Here is a 23,799-nt window from a genome sequence, read left to right on the forward strand (position 1 = left end):
ACCTAGCCAACTGACGTTGTTAGTGAACTTATGATTTGTTCACAAATATATAGAGCCAATCGCGATTATTGCGGTTGGCTATTTTTTTGTCTGTCGTTTGGCTCTTTATGATCTGCTATCTGCTATTAACCCCATGCTCCAAACGAAAAAAAAGCCAGTCACCATAGGTAACTAGCTTAAGCTTTTCTCGAATCAATCTCGAATCAATCTCGAATCGTTTAGTACCCCATCAACTGCAGTAAGTTCTCTGCTGTGCTTATCGCTTCTTTACGGTTACCAATATTTAGCTTTTGGTAAAGGTTACGGATGTGAGTCTTGATGGTGGTACCTGCTACATCGAGTTCTTGAGCTATCTGCTCGTTACTGAACCCGGAGTAGATCAAGCCAAGTACTTGCCATTCACGCTGGGTGAGTGGGCTGGTACGCACAAGCTCAGGGATATTCGGGTGATTAACCAGATTCTCGACAAAATCTTCGTCAAAGTGAACCGAACGGCTACGTTGGGTGGTTGAGATATCTTTCATGATCTGCTGAGCACGATGACGTTCTAAATCGCCCAATCCAGGCTTATTGCTCAGCTTATCCAAGATATGTCCGATAGTCCCGCCGTCTACTAAGAAGTTGCCGACCATACCGGTTTGGTTAGTCATATGAAGCGCTTCTTCAAGTAGCACGCGTGCGCTGTCTTCATCGTTGATTTGCGTGCGTAATACGGCCTCGACGATCAAGTTTCTGTTGGTATCCGTGATCAGGTGTGAACGTTGTGCTTCACTCTTCAAGAACGCCAACGCTTCTTCCGCTTCTTCATATTGCTCAAGAATGATGTGAGATCTTACGATGTTTCGCCACTGAAGCTGGCAGAAGTGGTTGCTTGCCGATTCAGGTCGAACAGCCACATTTAACCAATCACGTATCGCCTCTTTATTGCCTTTTACTTGCCAAAAAAGAATCAAAGAAAGGGAAGCGTTCGCTGTCCAATCCACGTGGTAAGTTGATTGACGCAATAGGTGTTGAATTTGGTCAATAAACTTAGATGCTTTATCAATTTCACCGCGGCTCAGTGAAATACGAGCCAGCATTGAGTAGCTGTGCAGGTGCTTACTTGGCGAATGGTGACCAAGGATATCCAAGCCTTTGTAACAGCACTCTTCCGCTTCATCTAGTCGGTTCCAACACCAGAATATTTGCGCTCTAACACGCAGTAAGAATTCATGCAGAGGCACGTATTTTAGTTGGTGTTCTTCGATCAATTTGAACGCACTGTCTTGCAGCTCGAATGCCGCTTGAACGTAACCCTGTGCAATTAAAATCTCGCTCTGCTGTAGAATTGCCCAAAGCGCTTGGTGGTAAACTTGGTACTGGCGTGCAAGTTTTTCTGTTTGCTGCATCATTGGCAGTGCACGGCTTAAGTTGCCCATTACGTGATTGACTTCACCAACAACAGAGGTCGCAACAATACGACTACGATAAACGGTGGTGTTCAGCTGACTTAGCGAAAGCTCTGCCAATTCTAAGGCTTTTTCAGGTTCATTGCTGTTGATCGCAACTTGCGCGCGTAGCGCGTTGTATTGCCCTTGCTGCTGAGTATCGAGTTCAATATTTCGAGCTTGATATTGAGTTTCAGCCTCTTCCAATAATGTTCCTACTTGTTCGTAGCGGTGCTGACTTTGTGCTAGCCAAGCTCGTAGCATAGACAGTTTAGGGTCGCTATAGAGTTGATCCGTAGTCAGTTGCTTGATCGCCATCTCTAAAGAGGAAAGCTCACCTTGGTTGAACATCGGCCAACCGTGATCAGTCAGTATTTGAATGATCAGTTCTGGGTCTTCAGCGCGCTGTGCATGGCGTAGTGCTTGGTGTGGTGTGTCTTGTTTAATCCACGCCTTCGCGGCACTTCGGTGCAACTCTGCTTCTTGTTGAGGAATTCGAGCTTGACGCTCATGTGCCAAAAACTCACCAAACAGGTTATGGAAACGATACCAGTTCTTTTCGCCTTCAAGCGGATAGATGAATAAACCGAATCGATTTAATGATTCGATCATACCCAGTGCGTCTTCACGCTGCGTTAGCGCACAAACCAGTTCGTCGTTGAAGTGATCAAGCACTGAACACTGCATCAAGAACTGTCGAGTTTCTTGGTCTAACAGGTCGAAAACCTCTTCAACCAAATAGTCCCACAGGTGGGCTTGATTTAAGTGGGAGAAAGACTCCGCAGACTGTGCAAGCGTACGCTTTTGATGTTGAGCTTGCAGCGCAATAAGTTGAAGTGCAGAAGGCCAACCCTCTACATAGGTACAAATACTGTCTGCCGTTGTGTCATCAATACCATCGGCAACACGCTGATTAAAAAAGCGTGTGGTCTCTTCGGTATCAAAAGCCAGCGAGTCATTACCTAATTCGATCATTAAGTCTCGAACGCGAAGGTTTGCCGTACCTAGGGGTGGTGTACCACGACTGGTTACAACTAGCGTGAGATTGTCGGGCATGTGTTTGAGGAAAAAGCGCATTGCTTCTTGAATGTCATCATTGTTGACTAAATGGTAGTCGTCTAAAACAAGAAAACATTCATGATGATAGGCCGACATCTCGGCGAATACTTCGCTCAATAAAGAATGCAGCGATGAAAACTGTCGTTTCTCTGCCAGTTTTTGGGCATTGGGACAGGAATTTTGAGTCGCTTTATTGAGTGATTGGAGTAGGTAGTTGATAAAACGGAAGGCATCGTTGTCACTATCATCGATGCTGTACCAACCCACATTCGGCTTATCTAACAGCCACTGTGCAGCCATGGTGGTCTTGCCATAGCCCGCAGGAGAACGGAACAATACAAGCTTATAGCAATCTGCGTTTTGGAGCAGATCGAGAACCCTAGGTCGTAGGATTGCATTGTGTAAGCGGCCGGGACGAGTCAGTTTCGAAGGGATCCACATGTCGAAGTTTTTCACCTATTCCGTGGCCTATGTTCTGGGGATTCTAAAACCGTAAAAGAGTTGCCCAATCACATCTGCCTAATTACTTAAGTCTGTGCTTATGTTACGTGAAGAAAAATGGCACCGACTATGATTCTCCTCAGAAACCTTGCGGTCTTGCATGTTTTTGGCTTTCTACGCCCTTAATTTGAGACTTTGCTCACGTTGTGTGGTGGTTTGTGAATGTGACTTTGTTCGGTCTTACACTGAAATTTATGCAAAAGATGATATGTGGGAAATAATTTCGTGATCTCAAACTCAGATTTGCTAATCAGTTTATTCCGGTTAAATAAAACTCACATCAATTGAAGTTAAGTTATCGAACGGGAGCTTGTGATCTTAGTCACTCCAACTTTTTGTTCGAAGTTAGAACATGAGAGTCAGATCACTAACCTTACATCGGTACGCCCCCTACGCCCTCTCATCTACTCCTAGTTAGTCGTATTAACGGGAGGATGTTTAGTTAATGGTGACCATGCACGATATGTCACAGATGAATTAGAACTATTAAAAGCGAGATTTCTGAAATGAAACCAACTCAGCAAAAAACTTTCGATAAAGTGTCGTTCCAAGAAAGCGTTAAAAAGCATTTATCTGCAACTTACGCAACAACGATTGAAAACGCAGATAGCCGCGCATGGTACCTAGCAATGGGGCGTGCGCTAGCAGAATTGACAACATTTGATCTGCTAGAAACTGAAAATGATGAAAAAATCAAAAACGCGAAGAGCGTTAACTACCTTTCATTAGAGTTTTTGATTGGTCGTCTAACAGGTAACAACCTGATCAGCATGGGTCTGTACGAACAGATTACTCATGCAATGGAAGAGCTAGGCCAAAACCTAACTGACCTTCTAGAAGAAGAACGCGATCCATCGCTAGGTAATGGTGGTCTCGGTCGTCTTGCTGCTTGTTTCATGGATTCTTGTGCAGCTCAAGAGTACCCAACAGTAGGCTACGGTCTTCACTACGAATACGGCCTATTCAAACAGTCTTTCCAAGATGGTCGTCAACAAGAAGCACCAGACGCATGGCGTGGTGTTGAAGGTTACCCATGGGAAGTAGCTCGTCCAGAGCTAGCACAACACATTGGTTTTTACGGTCATGTAGAAGTTGAATTCATCGACGGTAAAGAAGTTCGTACTTGGGTTCCAGGTATGGAAGTAAAAGCAATGCCTTGGGATCTACCTATCGTAGGTTACGAGTCAAACACGGTTTACCCATTGCGTCTTTGGGAATGTCAGGCAATCGCACCATTCTCACTAGCAAGCTTTAACAACGGTGATTACTTCGAAGCGCAACACGCGCTAATCGATGCAGGTAACATCACTAAAGTACTTTACCCGAACGACAACCACGAGAAAGGTAAGACACTGCGTTTAATGCAGCAGTACTTCCACTCAGCAGCGTCAGTTCGCGATATTCTACGCCGCCACGAAGCCGCAGGTTTCTCTCTAGAAGATCTGCCTAAGCAAGAAACGATTCAGCTGAACGATACGCACCCAACGATTGCGATTCCTGAGCTAATGCGCATCCTAATCGACGAGAAAGGTCTATCTTGGGATCAAGCATGGGAAATCAGTGCACATACGTTCGCTTACACGAACCACACACTACTTCCAGAAGCGCTAGAGACTTGGTCTGAATCGCTGATCAACCGTCTTCTTCCACGTCACATGGAAATCATTTTTGAAATCAACCACCGCTTCATGCAAGAAGTTCGCAAGATGTGGCCTGGTGACGGTGAGAAACAAGCGAAGCTTTCTATCATCCAAGAAGGTTTCCACCGCATGGTTCGCATGGCAAACCTATGTGTGATTGGTTCTTACAAAGTAAATGGTGTAGCTGCACTTCACTCTCAACTTGTTAAGAAAGACTTGTTCCCAGAGTTCAACGAAATCTTCCCAGGTAAACTGACTAACGTAACGAACGGCATCACGCCACGTCGTTGGTTGAAGTTCTGTAACCCAGGTCTATCTAATCTAATCACAGGTAAGATTGGCTCTGAGTGGCCAGCAAAACTTGAGCAGCTAGAAGGCATCGCTAAGTTTGCAACAGATGCGAAATTCCAAAAAGAATTTATGGCTGTTAAGAAAGAAAACAAACAGCGTCTTGCGGATTGGGTTCAAGAGAACATGGGTATCGAGCTAGATACTAACGCTATCTTCGACGTTCAAATTAAGCGTCTGCACGAATACAAGCGTCAGCATCTAGATTTGCTACACATTCTGTCTCTGTACCACCGTATTCTTAACGAACCTGGTTTCGAGTGTGAGCCACGCGTATGTTTCTTCGCAGCGAAAGCAGCACCGGGTTACCACCTAGCGAAAGAGATTATCTTCGCGGTTAACAAGATTGCAGAGAAGATCAACAACGATCCTCGCATCGGTAACAAGCTGAAAGTGGTATTCATCCCTGACTACCGTGTAAGCATGGCTGAAATCATCATCCCTGCGGCAGACGTTTCTCAGCAAATCTCACTGGCTGGTAAAGAAGCTTCAGGTACGGGTAACATGAAGATGGCTCTAAACGGCGCTCTAACTATCGGTACGATGGATGGTGCAAACGTTGAGATTCGTGAAGAAGTTGGTGATGAAAACATCTACATCTTCGGCCTAGAAGTTGACGGTGTTGTTGCACTGAAAGCTCAGGGTTACAACCCATACGATTACTACAATGCAGACCCACTATTGAAAGCATCTCTAGATCTACTGACTGGCGATGAGTTCACTCCAGGTCAACCCGGTCTTCTACGTGCAACGTTTGATAGCCTACTAGACGGTGGTGACCCTTACCTATGTCTTGCTGACTTCGCATCTTATGTGAAAGCACACGAAGACATGGGCACACAATACAAAGACCAAGCTGGTTGGGCTAAGAAAGCGATTCTTAACACGGCATTGGTTGGTAAGTTCACATCAGACCGCTCAATTCGCGACTACGTGAACAACATTTGGAAACTTGAAGCGGTTAACCGTTAATAGTTGCAAAGTAGCCAAGGCAGTTTCTGCCTTGGCTCAATTAGCTTGTGAGCAAATAGACGGCTTATTCAGATAGCAATGCTTACAAACTGATTGTCACAAGCTAATTGATTAGTAAAAATTAAATAGACAACCCTACAAAAATTGAAAGCGTCAGAACGTTTTCGGAGAGAGCGATGAAAGAACAGACCGTATTAAAACAAGTCGCAGAAATGGCAAATATTGCCGATAGTTACGTTAGTGCGTGGGGCTATGAAGCACAAGTATCAGAAGAGACGATTACGTCTCTATTGGCTTCATTGGGCTACGATACAAGCAGCGATGATGCACTGCTTAAATCTGCAGAAAGAAAGCACAGAAAAGATGTATTAGACCCGGTTCTTGTCTTGCGTGACGGTGAGCCAGTAGAAGTGACACTCAATCTGGGTGTGAGTGCTCGTGAAAGTGAGTTCAGCTGGCGCTTAGAAACCGAGCAAGGAGAGGTACTTGAAGGCTATCTTCAATCTCAAGTCGTTCGTGACGAGCGTGCCGAGGGTGGCCCTTTAGTGTTTGCATTGCCAAGTGATTTGGCATGGGGTTATCACAAGCTCATTGTGAGTCGTAAGCGCCGTAAGAAACCTTACGAGATGACGTTGATTATTACGCCAAAAGCGTGCTTCAAGCAGTCACCTATTGAGCAAGGCAAAAAGCTTTGGGGACCAAGTGTTCAACTGTACACGCTAAGAACTCAGCACAACTGGGGTATTGGTGATTTCGGTGACCTAAAACAGCTTGTTTCGGATATCGCGTCTCGCGGTGGTGACTTTGTTGGTCTAAACCCCATTCACTCACTGTTCCCTGCGAACCCGGAAGGTGCGAGCCCATACAGCCCGTCTTCACGTCGTTGGTTGAACGTCTTATACATTGATGTGAGTTCAGTTCCTGAGTTCGCATTAAGCGCGGAAGCGCAACAAACGGTAGGCAGCGCCGAGTTCCAGCAGCGCCTACAGAAAGCTCGTGAAGCGCACTGGGTGAATTACACTGAAGTGTCTGAGCTGAAGATGAGCATCTTACCTCTGTTATTCGCAGAATTTAAGACTCGTCATCTAGACAAAAACAGCGACCGCGCACAAGCGTTCTTAGCGTTCGTTGAAGAGGGCGGTGAAAGCCTGATGCATCAAGCGGCGTTTGATGCTCTACATGGTGAACTACACGCTGAAGATTCAGGTATGTGGGGCTGGCCTGTATTCCCAGAGAAATTCCGTACATTTGAAAGCCCAGCAACACAGAAATACATCAAAGATAACCTAGATCAAGTGCATCTATACATGTACCTGCAATGGTTAGCTGATTGCCAAATCAACGATGCACAGTCTCTGGCTGAAGAGAAAGGCATGGCGGTTGGCCTGTACCGTGACTTAGCGGTAGGCGTTGCAGATTCTGGCAGCGAGACATGGGCTGATGAAGGCAACTTAGTGATGGATGCGAGCATTGGTGCTCCACCGGATATTCTTGGTCCTCTAGGCCAAAACTGGGGCTTACCGCCACTTAACCCAGAAGTACTTCAAGAAACAAGCTACGACGCTTACATCAAATTGCTTCGTGCCAACATGAAGCACTGTGGTGCATTGCGTATTGACCATGTTTTAGGTCTGCTGCGCTTATGGTGGATTCCAAAAGGTGAAAACGCAACGAAAGGCGCGTACATCTACTACCCAGTACAAGACATGCTGTCGATTCTGGCACTTGAATCTCACCGTTACCAATGTAGCGTTATCGGTGAAGACTTAGGGACAGTGCCAGATGAGATCGTAGACATCCTTGCTGATGCTGGCGTGCATTCTTACAAAGTATTCTTCTTCGAAACATCAGAAAATGACGGTGGTTTTATTTCTCCGAAGCACTACGCGTCACAATCGATGGCGGCACTGTGTACTCACGACATGCCAACGCTTCGCGGCTTCTGGCACTGTGATGACTTGAAAATGGGTCAAGAGATAGGGTTATACCCAGACGCACAACAGCTAGAGACCTTGTTCGATAACCGCTTGGAATGTAAGCAAGGTATCTTAGACTCAGTGGCATGGCACGGCTTCCTACCTGAAGGTGTGGGGCGCGATGCAAGCCAAGTACCAATGGATTCTTACCTTGCGGAAGCACTTCAACTACACGTTGCGGCTGGTGGCTCAACATTGCTAAGTGTTCAATTGGAAGATTGGCTGGAAATGGATAAGCCAGTAAACATCCCTGGTACGGTCGATGAGTACCCTAACTGGCGTCGTAAACTATCAATGAACTTGGACGAAATCTTCGCTCATGAAGGCGTAAATCGTATCGCCTCTAAGCTAACTGACATTCGAGAAAAAGCAGGTAAGTAATGGAATTGAGTGGCTTGAAAAGAGATGGTTTTTTGCTTACGCCGTACGAAACTACAACCTCGGTCACTCAATATCGAATGCTCATCTGGTAGAATAAACCGTCGTTATATTGCCCGCACTAATAGCGGGCATTTTTGTATTATGTTTTTTGGATGTTTGGTTAGGGAGAAGCGTTTTGGAACTAAGTTCGATTTCAAAGCAAAAACAAATATATACCCAACTATCACAGGCTTGCTTCACAGACCCATTTGCGTTTTTAGGGCCATACTTACCTTCTGAACAAGGTTCATTACGAGTATGGATTCCTGGGGCAGATAAAGTCGAGTTGATTGTTGGAAAGGAACCTCGTATTAAGTTAGCGCGAGAGGGTGAAAGTGGTTTCATTCTTAAGCAAGAAAGAGACTTACGTTTTACTCACTACAAACTTGCGGTTGATTGGAATGGTGTAGAGCAGATCATCGATGATCCATACCAATACCATGATCTGTACGCGAGTTATGAGGACCTTCATACACCGAAAGATATGTATCATCACATGGGGGCTCAGTTTATTACGCTAGAGCGTGATGGACAGACGATTTCAGGCACGCGTTTCTTGGTGTACGCACCGCATGCAACAGCGGCTAGCTTGGTGGGTAACTTCAACGCTTGGGATGGTCGTCGCCACCCAATGCAGCGTCTAGATTACGGTATGTGGGGCCTATTCATTCCTGAACTGGAAGAAGGCGCTCAATACAAGTTTGAATTAAAAGGGCCAAATGGTGAAGGCTTACCGCATAAAGCTGACCCATGGGGTTTCTACTCTGAGCAGTACCCATCTTTTTCATCTGTGACTTACGATCACGCTCGCTACCAGTGGCAAGATTCTCAATGGCAGAATCGCCCGGTAACGCAAAAGCGCAAAGAAGCCCTTTCATTCTATGAATTGCATGCCGGCTCTTGGAAGCGCAATGCTGAAGGTGAATTCCTAAACTACCGTGAGCTAGCGGCAGAGCTAATCCCATATCTAACGGATCTGGGTTACACACACGTAGAGTTGATGCCGGTTTCAGAGCATCCGTTTTACGGTTCTTGGGGCTACCAGCCAATAGGCTTGTTCGCACCAACAAGTCGTTTTGGTTCTCCAGATGATTTCAAATTCTTCGTCGACCAATGTCACCAAGCTGGTTTGGGTGTTGTTCTCGATTGGGTTCCTGCTCATTTCCCAAGTGATGATCACGGCTTAGCTAACTTTGATGGAACGCCTTTGTTCCATGATCCAGATCCACGCCGTGGTTGGCACCAAGATTGGAACTCGTACATTTACGACTTAGGTAAAGAGCATGTTCGTCGCTTCTTAGTAGCAAATGCATTGTACTGGTTCGAACAATTCCATATCGATGGCATTCGTGTTGATGCGGTTGCTTCGATGTTGTACCTCGATTACTCGCGTAGCCATGATCAATGGATTCCGAATGTTGACGGCGGTAATGAAAACTACGACGCTATCGCGACCCTTAAGTGGATGAACGAAGAAGTTTATAAACACTTCCCTAACGCGATGACAATTGCTGAAGAATCGACGGCTTTCCCGGGTGTTTCAGCACCAACCTTTATGGGCGGTTTAGGCTTCGGTTTTAAGTGGAACATGGGTTGGATGCACGATAGCTTGTCTTACATTCAAGAAGATCCAATCAACCGTAAATATCACCACGATACGATTACCTTCCCGTTGGTTTATGCTCATAGCGAAAACTACGTATTGTCTTTGTCTCACGATGAGGTGGTTTACGGTAAAGGCTCTATCCACAACAAGATGCCGGGTGATGAGTGGCAGCAAACGGCTAACCTACGCGCTTACATGGGTTACATGTATGCACAACCGGGTAAAAAGCTGAACTTCATGGGCGCTGAATTCGGTCAAACGGCTGAATGGAACCATGATGATCAACTGCAGTGGTTCTTGTTGGAATATGAACGCCATCAAGGTGTCCAACGCTTAACGAAAGATTTGAACAATCTATACCGTTCTGAGGCAGCAATGCACGATCTTGATTTCGACCCGAAAGGTTTTGAATGGCGTCTACAAGATTCTGCTGAAGCAAGTATCTTAGCTCATGAACGTATTAGTGAGTCGGGTGAACGAGTATTGGTTGTTTCTAACTTTACGCCCGTTCCTCATGAGCGTTTCCGTCTAGGTGTTCCAGTCCAAGGACAGTACTCGCTATTGCTGAATACTGACTCGGCTGATTACGCAGGCAGTGGTTTTGAAGTGAAGCAGCTTGCTCAGGTTGAATCAATAGCAAGCGAAGGTTTGGACACGTCGATTGAGCTGCGTTTGCCACCACTATCAACGGTGTTTTACAAATTAAACTAATAACAATCGCAGTAAGTAAGTGATCACAAAGACGACAAAGGGAGCCCTGAGGCTCCCTTCTTTTTGTTTCGATTTTCATTCTAAGACGGCTGAATGTCGTTAAGTCGAACATTAAGCGGCACCTAATTTAAGCGTCGATTTCAATGAAACAATCTAAAATGGATACCAGAATAACTGCGGTTCTAAAACACGTTTTACGATCGCTAACACAACGATAAAGGTGATAACCATTAGCCAAACATAATCGATACGTTTCAAAGGCGCATAGCTATACCAAGTCCGTGACTTATGTCTGCCAAAGCCTCGTAACGTCATTGCGTTTGAAATCTCGTCTGCACGGTCCAAGCTAGAGAAAATGAGCGGGCCTAGAACCTTAGCAACGTTTTTGATACGAGTGAGTAAAGGAGCTTTCTTCGATAGCTCTACGCCACGAGCTTGTTGCGCGTGCATGATATTGATGAAGTCTTTTTTAACTTCAGGTAAATAACGCAGTGTTAAGCTGACCGCATAGGCGATTTTGTATGGAACGCCGATACGGTTGAGGCTTGCTGCAAACTCGGTCGGGTGCGTGGAAAAGACGAAAATTAGGGCTATCGGGAACATGCTCATGTATTTGAGCGTGACAGTGACTAAGTAAAACAGAGTCTCTTGGCTCAACGAGTAGTTCCCCGGCAGTGTCAGCAATAGAGTCTCGCTACCGATGAGCTCTGTACCTTGCTGTGGAGCAAGCAGAAACATGAATAAAGCATTTAGGCTTAATACACTCACCGTTCCCAATAACAAAGGCTTATAAACGCGCACAGGTACATTGGTAAGCTTTAGCAGGAATAAACCAGTCGCAATAAGTAACGCAATCAATCTTAGGTCGAACGTAGTTAAAACCACAGTGACCCAAGCGAGAAAAAGTACAAATTTAGTGATGCCGTTCAGTGCGTGTAACGGTGATTTAGTATCAATGTAATTGATGCCGAATTTTACTTTTGATGCATTCATTGAGTGCTTCTCTCGTAGTCGATGAAGTACTGCATAAATGCATTGGTGTCGTCGATTTTCATCATGGTCGCGAGTTCATAAATGCTAGTGGTACAAAGATTTGCGCGTTCTAACAGCGATGGCTGACTGAATACTTCTGTCATCGCGGCATTGGCAATCAACTTGCTGTCTGCAATCACGATTGAACGTGTGGTGTACTCGAGAACGAGGTGCATGTCGTGTGAGATAATCACAACGGTGATGCCTAGCTCGCGGTTGAGTTTTTGAATGAACGCCAGCATCGATGTGTAGTTACGGTAGTCTTGGCCTGCTGTAGGCTCATCTAAGATGAGGAGTTCAGGCTCCAACACTAAGATAGAAGCGATCGTTACGCGCTTTTTCTGACCGTAGCTCAGCGCCTCAATGGGCCAGTGGCGAAACTTACTTAACCCGCAAAGCTCAAGAACGTTCTCTACTTTTTCTGTGACCAGCTGTTCTGCCATACCGCGGTTACGAAGACCAAAAGCAATCTCATCAAAAATCATATGATGCGAGATCATATGGTTCGGGTTCTGCATGACCACACCGACTTTCTGACTTCTTTCAAAGATGGAAAGTTCAGATAAGTCTTGACCATTTAGATAGGAAGAACCTGAATCAGCATCTATCACACCCATGATGAGTTTGGTGATAGTGGATTTGCCCGAACCGTTCTTGCCCAAAATCGAGACAAACTCACCCTTACCAATTTTAAAACTCACATCTTCGAGTGCATTTTTTTCGCCGTCGTAAGAATAAGTTAAGCCATGAACTTCGAGCAAAGGCTGGTACTGTTTCTCTGCTACCGGTGCCGGGCGCTCAGCAAACCAAGCTTTAACTGCAGGACGGAACCTTTTGTAATCCAAAGTTTTGAGGTTTGACAGCTTATCTTCGTTAGTCAAAGGAGCTTTTGCTGCTTTAAGTGCAGACAAGTAAAGCGGTTCACGAATACCGTGTGTATCAAGTAATTCAGAAGCCAAGATTTCATCGGGTGTTGTGTCAGCAACGATTTCACCACGTTCCATTAAGATCACGCGGTCGATATCGCGATGTAGGACATCCTCGAGGCGATGCTCGATAATCACGATAGTCTTATTGGTTTCTTTATGCAGTTGGTCGATGATCTCAATTGTTGCCTTGCCTGTCTTAGGGTCAAGGCTGGCTAGAGGCTCATCAAACAGTAAGATATCAACGTCATCAACCAAGATACCCGCTAACGATACGCGTTGCTTTTGACCACCAGAAAGGTCATGAGGAGAGCGATCAAGCATATCCGCTAGGTCGACCATTTTTGCCGTCGACTTAACTAACGGATACATATCAATGTTCGACATCAACTGGTTTTCTAATGCGAACGCGATATCTTCACCGATACTTAACCCCACAAACTGGCTATCAGTATCTTGTAATACTGTGCCTACTTGCTCGGTATAGTCGTGCATTGAAAATTCAGAGATATTCTTGCCGTTGATCTCTAAAGAACCAGATACCTCACCTTTAATTGCATGAGGTATCAGACCATTGAGACACTGACCTAGCGTAGATTTACCACTACCACTTGGTCCAATAATGACGATTTTCTCTCCTTTCTCTATCCTTAGATTGATATTTTTTAGCGTCGGTTTATCCAGCGACTCATATCTAAAAGAGAAGTTCGAAAATGCTATAGCCATTAGCGTTTATGCCTCGGTCAGGTTGCGGCTTTGTTTGTTACGCTTAGCGACTGATTTTAAGATCAGGAAGCCAACAACAGCGATCAGAACGGTATTACCCGCTGCGATGATAGACAGTTGAGTGAAGACTTTAGTAAATGGTTCTGCGTATAAAATGGTATCTAGGAATGCAGAACAGCCGTAGCCGACAACATTACCTGCTAGAGCAAGCACGACAAATAGCGCAAAATCTTTCATTGGTAGTTCGCCTTGTTGAAGACGGTTTTTAGTCATCATAGGGAATAGGCCAATAACCATGCCCACGATACCTGAGCCTAATACCCAAGTTAACCATACTCCCCAACCTGCGAATAAGTCTGTTACCCAGTGTCCAATGAAGCCGACCAAGAAGCCCACAATTGGGCCGAACAGAACAGAAAACAGTGCGAGAACTGCCATTGCTGGTTTCAATGTCGTGTTAGCAAACACTGGGACACCAAACATAGGTAAACCACCAATGCCGTACAGTGCCGCGCCAATGGCGATAACGACGACTGTTTTAGCTGAAAAGTTCATAGATAACCTCGAATACTGAAAATAAAGCGTAATATTCGCCATTATTGATATGCGTCTCAATGAGAACGTTTTTTGGGCAAATACAAAAAATAAGGCGCGTATTATACAGTAGAACCCTTCCATAAGGGAAGATAAGTGTCTAGATGTCTAAAATTCCATCTGAACACTTAAATATTGTGTAAAAAGCGCGACTTTGCGGTTAATCAAGCAACAAAAAGCCAGAACGAGTCTGGCTTTTTCATTCATATTAACAATGTGTTAGTTCTATTTTAGGGCTAAGCATCGCTAATTTTTTGGTTTAGCTGACGGTAACTTAGTGATCTAGGTATAGATAGTTCTGCCAGCTCTTCATACGAATAAGCACCTTACGCATGATAGATACGTGAGTGAAGCTGTCAGAATAAACGGCAACTTCAACGGCAGTACCCATTGGTAAATGGTACTCAGACAGATCATCAGTGATGGTCAGCTTAACAAATACACGGCCGCTAGTACGCAGTGCGTCAGTACCTAGAAGTGTGCCTCGAGCTTGAAATTGGCTTTCACCAATGGCTGGGATGACTTCAGCAATACGTCCTTGAAACACTTTCCCTGGTAATGCTCTAAATAGAAACTCAGCTTCGTAGCCAGGTTGCAGGCGTTGTAGCGAGTTTTGTCTAAAGGCTGCCGTATAGAATTGAGCCTCAGTGTGAACAAAGGTCATCACAGGCGCTAATGGAAGTGGTACTGCCATGACACCCGGGCGAAGAGCTAGTTGAGTTACGTAGCCATCGGTTGGTGCTCTTACTACCGTTTGGTCAAGATTGAATTCCGCTTTACGTAAATCAGCAAGTAAGCCTGCAACCGCTGTATTCTCACCGCCAATCTCAGAGTTAAGTGCGATCTGAGCCTGTTGTTGGTTTGCTTCGGCTACTTTCACTGCAGCTTCTGCACCCTTATAAGCTTGTCTGCGAGTATCGAGTTGTTGTTCAGTGAATGCACCACTCTCAAAACCACGTTTGTAACGAGAAAACTCGCGCTGAGCTTTATCTCTTTCTGCAATGGCTTTTATTTTGGCTGCTTCGGCTTCTCCAACATGCGACTCTAGACCTAAGGCACCTTGACTCGCTTCTTTTACTTTGGCTTGCAGCTTAGCAACTTCAGCTTCAAAAGGAATCGGGTCTATTTTGAAAAGGATATCCCCTTGCTTGAGAGGCTTATTTGCTTCAACCGGAACCTCGATGACTTTACCGCGCACACCAGAAACAATCGGTGTCGTAGAGTAAACTTGGTTACCGATCTGTGTGAAAGGGTGGTTGTAATTCATCAATAGAATCAAAGTACCGATGAGGACAACACCACCCAGTACGGCGGTGGGGACAGTCCATTTGTTTAGCGGGATCTTGAATACTTTGAAAATCGTAATACAAAGCGCCGCATAGGTCATTATCAGCAGTAAATCCATTACTTAGCCTCCTGATCTTGAACGTTATTTGTCTGTTTCTCTGTGCTGTTTTGCTCAGTGCCCGCTTGCTTTAGTTGTGCGATTTCATTCTGAAGTGCACTCACTTGGTCGATGAGAGTGTCGACTCGGTGATGAATATCGTGTTGTTCTTCTTCAAGCTTAGCGAAGCCCCAACCACGATCTTTGCGCCATAGTGTGGCCCAAATCCAGAGGAACGGCCAAATAGTGTGTAAAGTGAATAGGCTAACCCAACCTGAGACATGAATAGCATCTTGATGTGGGTGATTGCGTTCTTTCGCAATTTCATAGGGAATATCGTGAATAACGATGATGCCGTAAAAGATAACTAATGCTACGAAAACCAGTAGACCGAGTGCAAAGTAGTCTAAAAACATAACAGATCCTTGTAATGTAAGATGTTAGTTACAAATATACTACGCTATCATCCAAGTAATTGTTATCAAAATGATTTACCAATCTGCAAATAATATGTTGCCGCTGATAATGAGAATAAAATCATTGATGGATCTTATAAAATCCAATTGAACTTGAATAGGTCATTTCGGATTTCTTGTTGGTATTCTTGCGGATAAGGTGACAGTTACGATTTAAACGACGCGCATAACCATAACTACAATAAATAAAGGATAAATGCGGATGTATATAGGTGAATTAGCGGCCATTGGCGCTGCGATGGTGTGGGCATGTGCGACATGGATTTACGGGCAGTTTGGGCATCGCTTCTCTGCGATGCAATTGAACATTGTTAAGGGGGTTGTAGCCTCCGGTATGATGCTTTTAGTCATGCCGTTAATACCGATGCCTGAATTCGAACTGAGTGCTAACCATTTTTGGATCTTGGCGGTTTCAGGTGTTATTGGAATCGCGATTGGAGATAGCGCCTATTTTGCGGCATTAAAAAGAATTGGTGCCAATAAGACCTTGTTGCTGGAATCTCTGGCTCCACCTCTTTCTGGTGTTTTGGCATTAATGTTTCTTGGCGCGGCACTCACTTTGCAAAGTTGGCTCGGTGTTGTGATAACAACCTTAGCGGTGACCTTTGTGGTCTTTCAGCCGTCGAAATCAGCGAACGGTAATGATATTTCTAATGACAAAGCACAGTGGGGGGGCATTGGATATGGGCTTATGGCAAGTGTTTGTCAGGCGTCGGGTGTGGTGATTTCCCACTACGCATTGGTGGCGGGTGACATCCCACCATTGTTAGGTGCTTTGATTCGCCTGACGATTGGCGTGTTTGCCGCAATGCTGATTATCCCTTTCGTTGAAAAGAAGCCGTACTCGTCGATAAAAAGAGATTTATGGGCAATGACCAAGCTCGATAAACTTTGGTTATTAGGGGCAATCTTTGTCGGGACGTTTCTCGCTCTATGGCTTCAGCAAGTGGCGTTGAAAAATGCCAACCCTGCGATTGCTCAAACATTAATAGCGACCAGCCCGGTCTTTATTTTGGTGATTTATGCGATTAGAGGAGAGAAGGTGTCAAAGCAAAGTATCATCGGGACACTGGCCGCATTAGGTGGAATCTCTTTGTTCTTTTATCAATAAGAGGCTGGCTTAGCTACAGACCTACAGACCTACAGACCTACAGACAGGCGTGTTACTACTCTGTACACACTTGATTGCGGCCGTTGGCTTTAGCTCGGTATAGGGCTTTGTCTGCACGATAGAAGGTACGCTGAGTATTTTCTCCATCGCGATGCAAAGTGATACCGATACTAACGGTTAAACCACGCTCGCCGAGTATTTCATGCCACCCAAATTGGAAGATACGCTCTCGATAATTTTCAGAGTGCATCTCTGCTTTCGCAAGGTCAGTATTCTCAAGGATGACGAGAAATTCTTCTCCGCCAAACCTGACACATGACGCGCCTCTAAACTTAAAGTATGAACGCAGTTCTTGAGAAACGCTGACGATCGCTTTATCACCCACTAAGTGGCTCAGTTCATCATTGATTGACTTAAAGTGGTCGATATCGATAACCATTAATGCGAAAGGCGTTTCGTGTAGCAGTAGATCTTTCAGTTTCACATCTAACCAGCGACGGTTGTGTAACCCAGTCAGTGGATCGGTGAAAACATCTTGTTGTAGCTGAGCAACTGTATTTTTATGTTGCTCTGTTGTCTCTTTAAGCTCTTTGTTCTCTTGTTCGGAGAGAATGAGTTTAAGTTGTAATTCAAACCGAGATAGACGGCGCAGTTGGCTTGCACCAAGTTCGCTGATCGGGATCTGCTTCATCAGATCCGTTTCGATTCGGTAGCCTTTTTTCTCGTAGCTCAGCGCTTCTTGAAAACGTCCTTGATTCATACACACATCACTTAGAGAATCATAGAAGCGCTTCGCAAGCACTGGTGACGAGCCGGGCTTCACACGTTTGTGGGTGATCGACAAGATCATACTTGCATAGTCTTGCTTTCCGGTCGCACTCAGGCTATGTGCCAACTCTAGACGAGTCATGGTCGCGAGCCAACTTGCTTGAGTACTGTTGGCTGGGTATTGAATTTTTGACAGACAACGTAGCGCTTCATGGTGCTTTTTCTTAGCACGGAGCACTTTTGCTTGATACAACAGTATCTGAGCTGTGAGTAGCTTATCACTCACTAAAATGCTCAGTTCTTCGCATTCGTTCAGTAAATCGCTGGCCGCCGTTATTCGGTTAAGCAGTAGTAGACTTGCTACCATATAAAGCTTGAATTTAAGACGAAGTGATCGACTGCTTATCGCGTGATCTATGCTATTGATTTTTTGGTAGTAGCGAAGAGCTCTGCTATGATCTCCGTAAGCGTCACACAGGTTCCCCATACCCAAGATAGCCATGACATATTCATCGATATGTCCGTGCTCAACGGCGATTGTCGATGAGCTAACGAATTCATTCAGTGCCGACGTGTAATCACCAATTTCAACCAAGCGGTTACTTAAGCTGGTCTTTACAGTAAGAATATCTTCTATATCTGTAGGAAGGTGGAGTAGGTCGAGTGCGAGTTTCAACTCTTCAATACTGGTTTGATTTTGTTGTAACTCGGCGCGGTACTCAGAGCTGATGATGTAACAGTGTGCTTGTTCTGTTTGTGTCGTCGAAACGTGTTGGCGAATATGATTCCAGAATATGATCGCCTCTTCACCCGATACCGATGAAGGATCTAGACCTGCATCTGTAATCTTGCTTAATAGGGTTTCCATCATTCTGTTACCTCAGCATCGTCTTCTTCTAGTTGTTCAAGAGTGAACGGGAACGTCAAAATATCGTTGAGGCTGACGGTCGGTCTCGAACCCTTTAATCCTTTTCTGTGCCATGGATAGATATCTAGCATGGTGGTCAGAGTTTGAAAGATCTGGTCTGCAGCTTCGCCTTTTTCGGAAAGCATCAGAGCCACACGTTCTGAACTTAGCCTTGCAATGAAGTCGTTCTGATTACACAAGGTATGCGCTATCTCGGTACAGACATCTAAGTAATCGGTATCGACGTGATGGAACATGATGATGCAGTGATTAGAGCGTTTAAGCTCCGTCTTAAATAGTACCAGTTTTTCCCACCAGAAGGTTTCGGAAACGACATAAGAGAGGTGCTTTTCCGGGTCGTGTTCGTGTTGACCTCGAATGCGGTTAATTAGCTTACGAGCTCTCTGCTCAAGTTGGCGTTTTGAACTGCGCGCTTTGTCTAAACCGACACGATTTGTTTGTTCTTTCAGCATACCGATAGAATATTGACGGTACTTTTTAAAGGCGACTAACGCAGCTTCAAAATCTTGATTTTCTTCTGCGACTAAAGACTGTTGATAACAGATTTGGCTAAGCAGTTCGCCATTATCGAATTCGTTTGCTGACTCTTCTGCCAGCCTGAGCAACTCGGCGGCCTGTTCTGGCCTCTTTCTTAAGAGCTCCAGTCTAGCTCGGCTGATGTAGGAATGCGCTTTCATCCATACCAGATTATGCTCTACTGCTAGCTTGTGCGCTTTGGCTGTGGCTCGTTCTGCATCATCCAAACGTTCAAGGCCAAGTAGGGCAAGGCCTCGAAAATCCCATACTTCAGCGTGCCAAGTGTTATCTTTATGCTCTTTTAACGCTTCTTCTGCACCGTCGAGTACCGACAGCATTTCAACATAGTTGTTAAGCAGGTAGTAATCCCATGCGAGGAGTATTCTTGCTTTGCCCTCTAGCCAACCAATGCGGCTGTTATTCGCGACTTTTACAGCGAGCTGGTGGGTAGAGCGTGCAAGTTTATATTCGTGAGTCATTCGCCAAATGTTACCAAGGCCAATGAGGCATTCAATTTGAATCTCAACTTCATCAACCAGTGCCGATTGTTCTAATGCATTGATCCAGAACTGTTGGGCGGAGTAATACTTGGCTTGTCCCCAAAATTGGAGTGCGTGTAAATGGAGAATTTCAGGGAGAAAATGATCGGTATCTAATCGGCTTTGGCGTTTGTAGGCTTCCTTGATGTATTTTAAACCTTTCTGGTAATCCATAAGGTTCCAATAACATCTCGCTATTAACATTAATGACTGGATAGCGCCATCTTCAAACAGAACTTGCTCTGATCTGACTAGGCATTGTTGTGCGATCTCTAGGATCACCAATGGCTCAGAATCAACGCGAGTTTTGAGTTGTTCTAGTTCGGTTTCAAGAAGGTACTGATTTTTGTCCAAGGCTTAGATCCATAATTATCGAACATATTGATAACACAATCATTATAGGAGTATGATTGATGATAAGCATCAATTATCTTTCGCTGAGCATAAAGGGGACACGTATCTTTTCCAATTTTGGGTGTTATCTCATGCTTTTGCTTTGAAATCAATGAGTTCTAGAGCGCTTGTCTAGATGGTAAATCTCTATGAAAGCAATTGCCTAAGAGTTAATGGCTGCTCTGTCACACCTAAGCGTTGTGCTGCCGTTAACCCTTGCTTATCTTGGTAGCACAGATTGTGCCAAGATCTAAATATGTCGAGTAATGGAAGAATGCCTCCAGGGCGGAGTTTACGTCTGGGCTCATTGATGAAGCTATCAAATAACAACTGAAAACGTTGTTGATAGAACTTTGTTTGCTGAATTGAAGCTGTATTAAGCCACTGTTTTGGTTCTGGATTATTACCCGTTAGGTAGCAGATGCCTTTTTGACTGTCACCTTGACTCGCGATAGCCCAACGATCGCGCCACCAACTCATATGAACGATGTCGATCTTTTCAAAATTTTGGTCATCTTGCCAACCTGAGTCTTCCTCTACATACATAAGGTCAACATTTTGACTCTGAATACGCGGCAAGCAAACGCTTAGAGCGGCAGATCTTAGTAATGGATCTTGTGGCATATAGATCGTGACATGCTTATTCTCATCACACATATCAAGCACGTGTAGGAAGTGAGCATAGGAAGTATAAGGCGGTCGAATTAGCGCGCCCTTCGAAGGGTAACTGAATGTCGTAAGGTTCCCCATCGGGTCCTCTACATTGCCTCTCGCAAGAATTACTTGATATTGCTGCTCAATGCGCTCTTTCAGTTTGTCAGACGGCTGAGGAAGTTCGAGATTCGCTTCTGAAGAGTGCTCTTTAGACACAAAGCGTGCAACGTCATCATAAGGGTTGTGATCAGCACTTCCAGATGGTTCTTCATTTTGAGAGTAATTGACGTGTTGGCAAAGGATGTAGCCAGAGTGTGCCTCGCCAGTCGCTATCCATACCACACCATTGTTGCTTTTCGGTTGCAGGCGTTGGTAGTGAGAAGCGAATTCGTAATCTTTAGCATGGTTGACCCAACGAGCATCGATCATCGCCAACTTGCGACGACAGCGACTGGCGATATGGTCAACATGATCATAGAAAGTTTTTGGATTGATCTCTAATTTTCTACAAATTTCACGTACTGAATACCCCATGAACAATAAGCCCATGAGGTTCTCTTGAAACTGAAGTTTTTTGTTGGATCCTGACCACTTATCAACGAAGGTTGATTGGCAGTCTTTACATCTGTAACGCTGCCTATCGCCACTGTAGCCGAAGGCATGATAAAGATGTTTGTGGGTATGAACCGATAAGCCAAAGTTATCGCAATCATCATTACGACAAGCAGGAAGCCCGTCGCTGTGAAGTTGTCTTAGGCGATGAAGTTCGCTTAACACTTCACGATTGTTAAGTAAGGGGGGGAAAGCTCCACATTCACGACAAACCATCGCTGGACGCTTAGGGTTTGCGTGTTGCAAAACATACCGTTTTGCATCGCTCAAGCCAAAGTTGTCACACGCCAATGTTTTACAAAAGTTGAGTTGCAAACCATATGCATCTTTTGGCAGCTTGTCGTTAGACACGATCTCCCCCTCGGGATTATTTGAGCAGCCAAATGAGTTTGGCTGCGGGGTAACGCTTTTCGATGTATCTAATCAAATCGTTAGATGTTGATTGCAGTCTCTAGAGCAACTTTCATCATGTCGTTGAATGATTTTTGACGATCTTCAGAGCTTAGTTTCTCACCACGGATGATGTGGTCTGATACCGTTAGGATAGTTAGGGCTTTAGCACCAAGATCCGCAGCAACACCGTAAATACCAGCAGCCTCCATATCAACGCCAAGGATGCCTAGCTTTTCCATTTTTTCGAAAAGGTCAGCCTCTGGAGTGTAGAAAAGGTCAGCAGAGAATACGTTACCAACTTTAACTGGAACTTCTTGTGCACGAGCTTGGTTTACAGCTTCTTCTAGAAGGCCGAAATCAGCTATTGCCGCGAAGTCATGGTTGTTGAAACGAATACGGTTTACTTTTGAGTCAGTCGATGCGCCCATACCGATAACAACGTCCATTAGTTTAACGTCATCACGTACCGCACCACAGCTACCTACACGAATAACGTTTTTTACGCCGTACTCAGCAATTAGCTCATGTACGTAGATGCAGCATGATGGGATACCCATACCGTGGCCCATTACAGAAACTTTCTTACCTTTGTAAGTGCCTGTGTAGCCAAACATGTTGCGAACGTCACAAACTTGCTTCACGTCATCAAGGAATGTTTCAGCAATGTATTTTGCGCGAAGCGGGTCGCCTGGCATAAGTACAGTTTCTGCGAAATCACCAGCTTGAGCATTAATATGAGGTGTAGCCATGGTCGTTCTCCAAAGTTTCAACGGCAATTATAGGAACAGGGTTTTATTAATTACCGATTCTGTTGAATTGAATTCGTTTTGTTGAGGCAATATTAGCGAGTTAAAACGAGGGTCCGTGAGATGCTTGTCACAAAAATGCTCTACCTTTAAAGTATTATTGTAATTGATAACTAAATATGTTGGAAGTTTAGAGGCAATCGATTTTGTATCGGCTAATTGCACGGTACCGACAGTAAAATTAGCAAAAACAAGCCTGTTGCATATTGATTTAGAGACAACAATACGTTGTCGCGACGTTTGATCAGCGATAATCTAAACTTTGATAAAAAGACAAACCAAGGAATTGTATGTCGTATCGCGCTAACTCGACGCCTTTGCACTCAATGAGAACACAGATACGTAAGGTAGCTTTACCTCTAGTGAGGGTCACCATGCTCGTGGTAGCAATGGCTTCGTCGTGTGTGTCTGCGGCGACTTTTGTACTGCCTCCGGCTGAAAGCCGCATCGTCGGCAGAATACAACAACACGAAGTGGCTGCTGGTGAAACGTTGGCCATCATTGCTAAGCAATACGATATTGGCTTTCTCTCTTTAATGGCGGCAAACAAAGGGGTCGATCCTTTTCTTCCTGCTGAAGGCTATGTATTAAGCATTCCTAGCCGTTTGATTTTGCCGGATACGCCGAGAAAAGGTATTGTGATTAATCTTGCTGAATTGAGGTTGTACTACTTTGAACCTGATAAAAATCAGGTGCATGTATTTCCTGTTGGCATTGGCCGAGTGGGGCGAGATACCCCAGAGATGATCACTAAGATAAGCCAAAAAAGACCCAACCCGACTTGGACGCCTCCAAACTCAATTCGTAAAGAGTATTTAGAGAAAGGGATTGAGCTACCAAGAGTGGTTCCTGCTGGGCCGGAAAACCCTCTGGGCGAGTACGCATTGCGACTTGCTTATGGTGCAGGTGACTATCTGATACATGGCACCAATAAAGACTTTGGGATAGGCTTGCGAGTCAGCTCTGGCTGTATCCGTATGGAACCTAAAGATATTGAGTGGCTTTTTGGACAGGTGAGCCGAGGTGAACAAGTCACAATAATCGATGAGCCGATTAAAGTGTCTTTAGAACCAGATAGAAGCGTGTTTGTTGAAGCTCACGAACCATTGACGCGAAGCGACGGCTCTAAGAAATTATTGCAAATCCCCGTTGAATTAAAATGGTGGCTTGAAGATGCAGATCTACCAAATTCAAAAGCGAAAGCGGTGATATTTGCTCAAAATGGTGTGCCTGTTGAGATAGCCCCACCTGTGATTGAGTTCTAATTTGATTGCCTCTTCT

15 protein-coding genes are annotated in these 23,799 nt (G+C 44.9%); 5 read left to right on the forward strand and 10 right to left on the reverse strand.

Annotated elements, in window-relative coordinates:
* Window positions 1-218: 218 nt before the first annotated feature.
* A complete protein-coding gene (gene malT, locus AB4407_RS01275; protein WP_372118037.1) occupies window positions 219-2,927 on the reverse strand; it encodes an HTH-type transcriptional regulator MalT in 2,709 nt (902 codons plus the stop codon).
* Between the two features lie 566 nt (window positions 2,928-3,493).
* Between malT and AB4407_RS01280 the strand changes: the two genes are divergently transcribed.
* From AB4407_RS01280 to glgB, 3 genes are all read left to right on the forward strand, one after another.
* The gene (locus tag AB4407_RS01280) at window positions 3,494-5,947 is read left to right on the forward strand and encodes a glycogen/starch/alpha-glucan phosphorylase (protein ID WP_372117822.1); all 2,454 of its coding nucleotides are present in this window, start codon (window positions 3,494-3,496) and stop codon (window positions 5,945-5,947) included.
* Window positions 5,948-6,123: 176 nt separating this feature from the next.
* A complete protein-coding gene (gene malQ, locus AB4407_RS01285) occupies window positions 6,124-8,304 on the forward strand; it encodes a 4-alpha-glucanotransferase (RefSeq protein WP_372117824.1) in 2,181 nt (726 codons plus the stop codon).
* Between the two features lie 175 nt (window positions 8,305-8,479).
* Entirely contained in the window at window positions 8,480-10,660 is a 2,181-nt protein-coding gene (glgB, locus tag AB4407_RS01290; RefSeq protein WP_372117828.1) for a 1,4-alpha-glucan branching protein GlgB, read from the forward strand.
* Window positions 10,661-10,813: 153 nt separating this feature from the next.
* Here glgB and AB4407_RS01295 read toward each other — a convergent pair whose 3' ends face one another.
* The 5 genes from AB4407_RS01295 to AB4407_RS01315 form a co-directional block, all read right to left on the reverse strand.
* A complete protein-coding gene (locus tag AB4407_RS01295; RefSeq protein ID WP_372117831.1) occupies window positions 10,814-11,653 on the reverse strand; it encodes an energy-coupling factor transporter transmembrane protein EcfT in 840 nt (279 codons plus the stop codon).
* Window positions 11,650-13,344: an ABC transporter ATP-binding protein gene (locus AB4407_RS01300; RefSeq protein WP_372117834.1), complete on the reverse strand. Its 1,695-nt coding sequence runs from the start codon at window positions 13,342-13,344 to the stop codon at window positions 11,650-11,652. The genes AB4407_RS01295 and AB4407_RS01300 overlap by 4 nt, the downstream gene beginning before the upstream one ends.
* Window positions 13,345-13,350: 6 nt before the next feature.
* Entirely contained in the window at window positions 13,351-13,899 is a 549-nt protein-coding gene (locus AB4407_RS01305; RefSeq protein WP_048662433.1) for an ECF-type riboflavin transporter substrate-binding protein, read from the reverse strand.
* Window positions 13,900-14,212: 313 nt separating this feature from the next.
* The gene (locus tag AB4407_RS01310) at window positions 14,213-15,343 is read right to left on the reverse strand and encodes an HlyD family secretion protein (protein WP_372117837.1); all 1,131 of its coding nucleotides are present in this window, start codon (window positions 15,341-15,343) and stop codon (window positions 14,213-14,215) included.
* Entirely contained in the window at window positions 15,343-15,738 is a 396-nt protein-coding gene (locus tag AB4407_RS01315) for a DUF3302 domain-containing protein (protein WP_372117840.1), read from the reverse strand. Before AB4407_RS01315 ends, AB4407_RS01310 begins: the two co-directional genes overlap by 1 nt.
* A 262-nt stretch (window positions 15,739-16,000) precedes the next feature.
* On the opposite strand from AB4407_RS01315, the gene AB4407_RS01320 reads away from it, so the two are divergent.
* Entirely contained in the window at window positions 16,001-16,909 is a 909-nt protein-coding gene (locus AB4407_RS01320; protein WP_372117843.1) for a DMT family transporter, read from the forward strand.
* A 55-nt stretch (window positions 16,910-16,964) separates the two neighbouring features.
* Here the strand turns inward: AB4407_RS01320 and AB4407_RS01325 are convergent, their stop codons facing one another.
* The 4 genes from AB4407_RS01325 to deoD all read right to left on the reverse strand — a co-directional run bounded on the left by AB4407_RS01325 (window position 16,965) and on the right by deoD (window position 22,461).
* Window positions 16,965-18,545 carry a diguanylate cyclase domain-containing protein gene (locus AB4407_RS01325; RefSeq protein ID WP_372118039.1) on the reverse strand — a complete coding sequence of 527 codons (1,581 nt, stop codon included), beginning with the start codon at window positions 18,543-18,545 and terminating at the stop codon, window positions 16,965-16,967.
* Window positions 18,545-20,014 carry a tetratricopeptide repeat protein gene (locus tag AB4407_RS01330; protein WP_372117844.1) on the reverse strand — a complete coding sequence of 490 codons (1,470 nt, stop codon included), beginning with the start codon at window positions 20,012-20,014 and terminating at the stop codon, window positions 18,545-18,547. The genes AB4407_RS01325 and AB4407_RS01330 overlap by 1 nt, the downstream gene beginning before the upstream one ends.
* A gap of 186 nt (window positions 20,015-20,200) precedes the next feature.
* A complete protein-coding gene (locus AB4407_RS01335; protein ID WP_372117846.1) occupies window positions 20,201-21,670 on the reverse strand; it encodes a lactate dehydrogenase in 1,470 nt (489 codons plus the stop codon).
* 80 nt (window positions 21,671-21,750) lie between these two features.
* Complete coding sequence (gene deoD, locus AB4407_RS01340; protein ID WP_004732072.1) at window positions 21,751-22,461, reverse strand: purine-nucleoside phosphorylase; 711 nt, start codon at window positions 22,459-22,461, stop codon at window positions 21,751-21,753.
* 347 nt (window positions 22,462-22,808) lie between these two features.
* Between deoD and AB4407_RS01345 the strand changes: the two genes are divergently transcribed.
* Window positions 22,809-23,783, forward strand: coding sequence for a L,D-transpeptidase family protein (locus tag AB4407_RS01345; RefSeq protein ID WP_372117849.1), 975 nt, complete (start codon window positions 22,809-22,811; stop codon window positions 23,781-23,783).
* The last annotated feature ends 16 nt before the right edge of the window (window positions 23,784-23,799 follow it).

Source organism: Vibrio sp. 10N.261.46.E11 (assembly GCF_041472735.1).
GTDB lineage: Bacteria > Pseudomonadota > Gammaproteobacteria > Enterobacterales > Vibrionaceae > Vibrio.

Coding starts and splice junctions, on each gene's coding strand:
- AB4407_RS01300 (WP_372117834.1), bottom strand. CDS start 13,344: ATGGCTATAGCATTTTCGAACTTCTCTTTTAGATATGAGTCGCTGGAT.
- AB4407_RS01305 (WP_048662433.1), bottom strand. CDS start 13,899: ATGAACTTTTCAGCTAAAACAGTCGTCGTTATCGCCATTGGCGCGGCA.
- AB4407_RS01295 (WP_372117831.1), bottom strand. CDS start 11,653: ATGAATGCATCAAAAGTAAAATTCGGCATCAATTACATTGATACTAAA.
- AB4407_RS01315 (WP_372117840.1), bottom strand. CDS start 15,738: ATGTTTTTAGACTACTTTGCACTCGGTCTACTGGTTTTCGTAGCATTA.
- malQ (WP_372117824.1), top strand. CDS start 6,124: ATGAAAGAACAGACCGTATTAAAACAAGTCGCAGAAATGGCAAATATT.
- AB4407_RS01325 (WP_372118039.1), bottom strand. CDS start 18,545: ATGGAAACCCTATTAAGCAAGATTACAGATGCAGGTCTAGATCCTTCA.
- AB4407_RS01280 (WP_372117822.1), top strand. CDS start 3,494: ATGAAACCAACTCAGCAAAAAACTTTCGATAAAGTGTCGTTCCAAGAA.
- AB4407_RS01310 (WP_372117837.1), bottom strand. CDS start 15,343: ATGGATTTACTGCTGATAATGACCTATGCGGCGCTTTGTATTACGATT.
- AB4407_RS01345 (WP_372117849.1), top strand. CDS start 22,809: ATGTCGTATCGCGCTAACTCGACGCCTTTGCACTCAATGAGAACACAG.
- deoD (WP_004732072.1), bottom strand. CDS start 22,461: ATGGCTACACCTCATATTAATGCTCAAGCTGGTGATTTCGCAGAAACT.
- malT (WP_372118037.1), bottom strand. CDS start 2,927: ATGTGGATCCCTTCGAAACTGACTCGTCCCGGCCGCTTACACAATGCA.
- AB4407_RS01320 (WP_372117843.1), top strand. CDS start 16,001: ATGTATATAGGTGAATTAGCGGCCATTGGCGCTGCGATGGTGTGGGCA.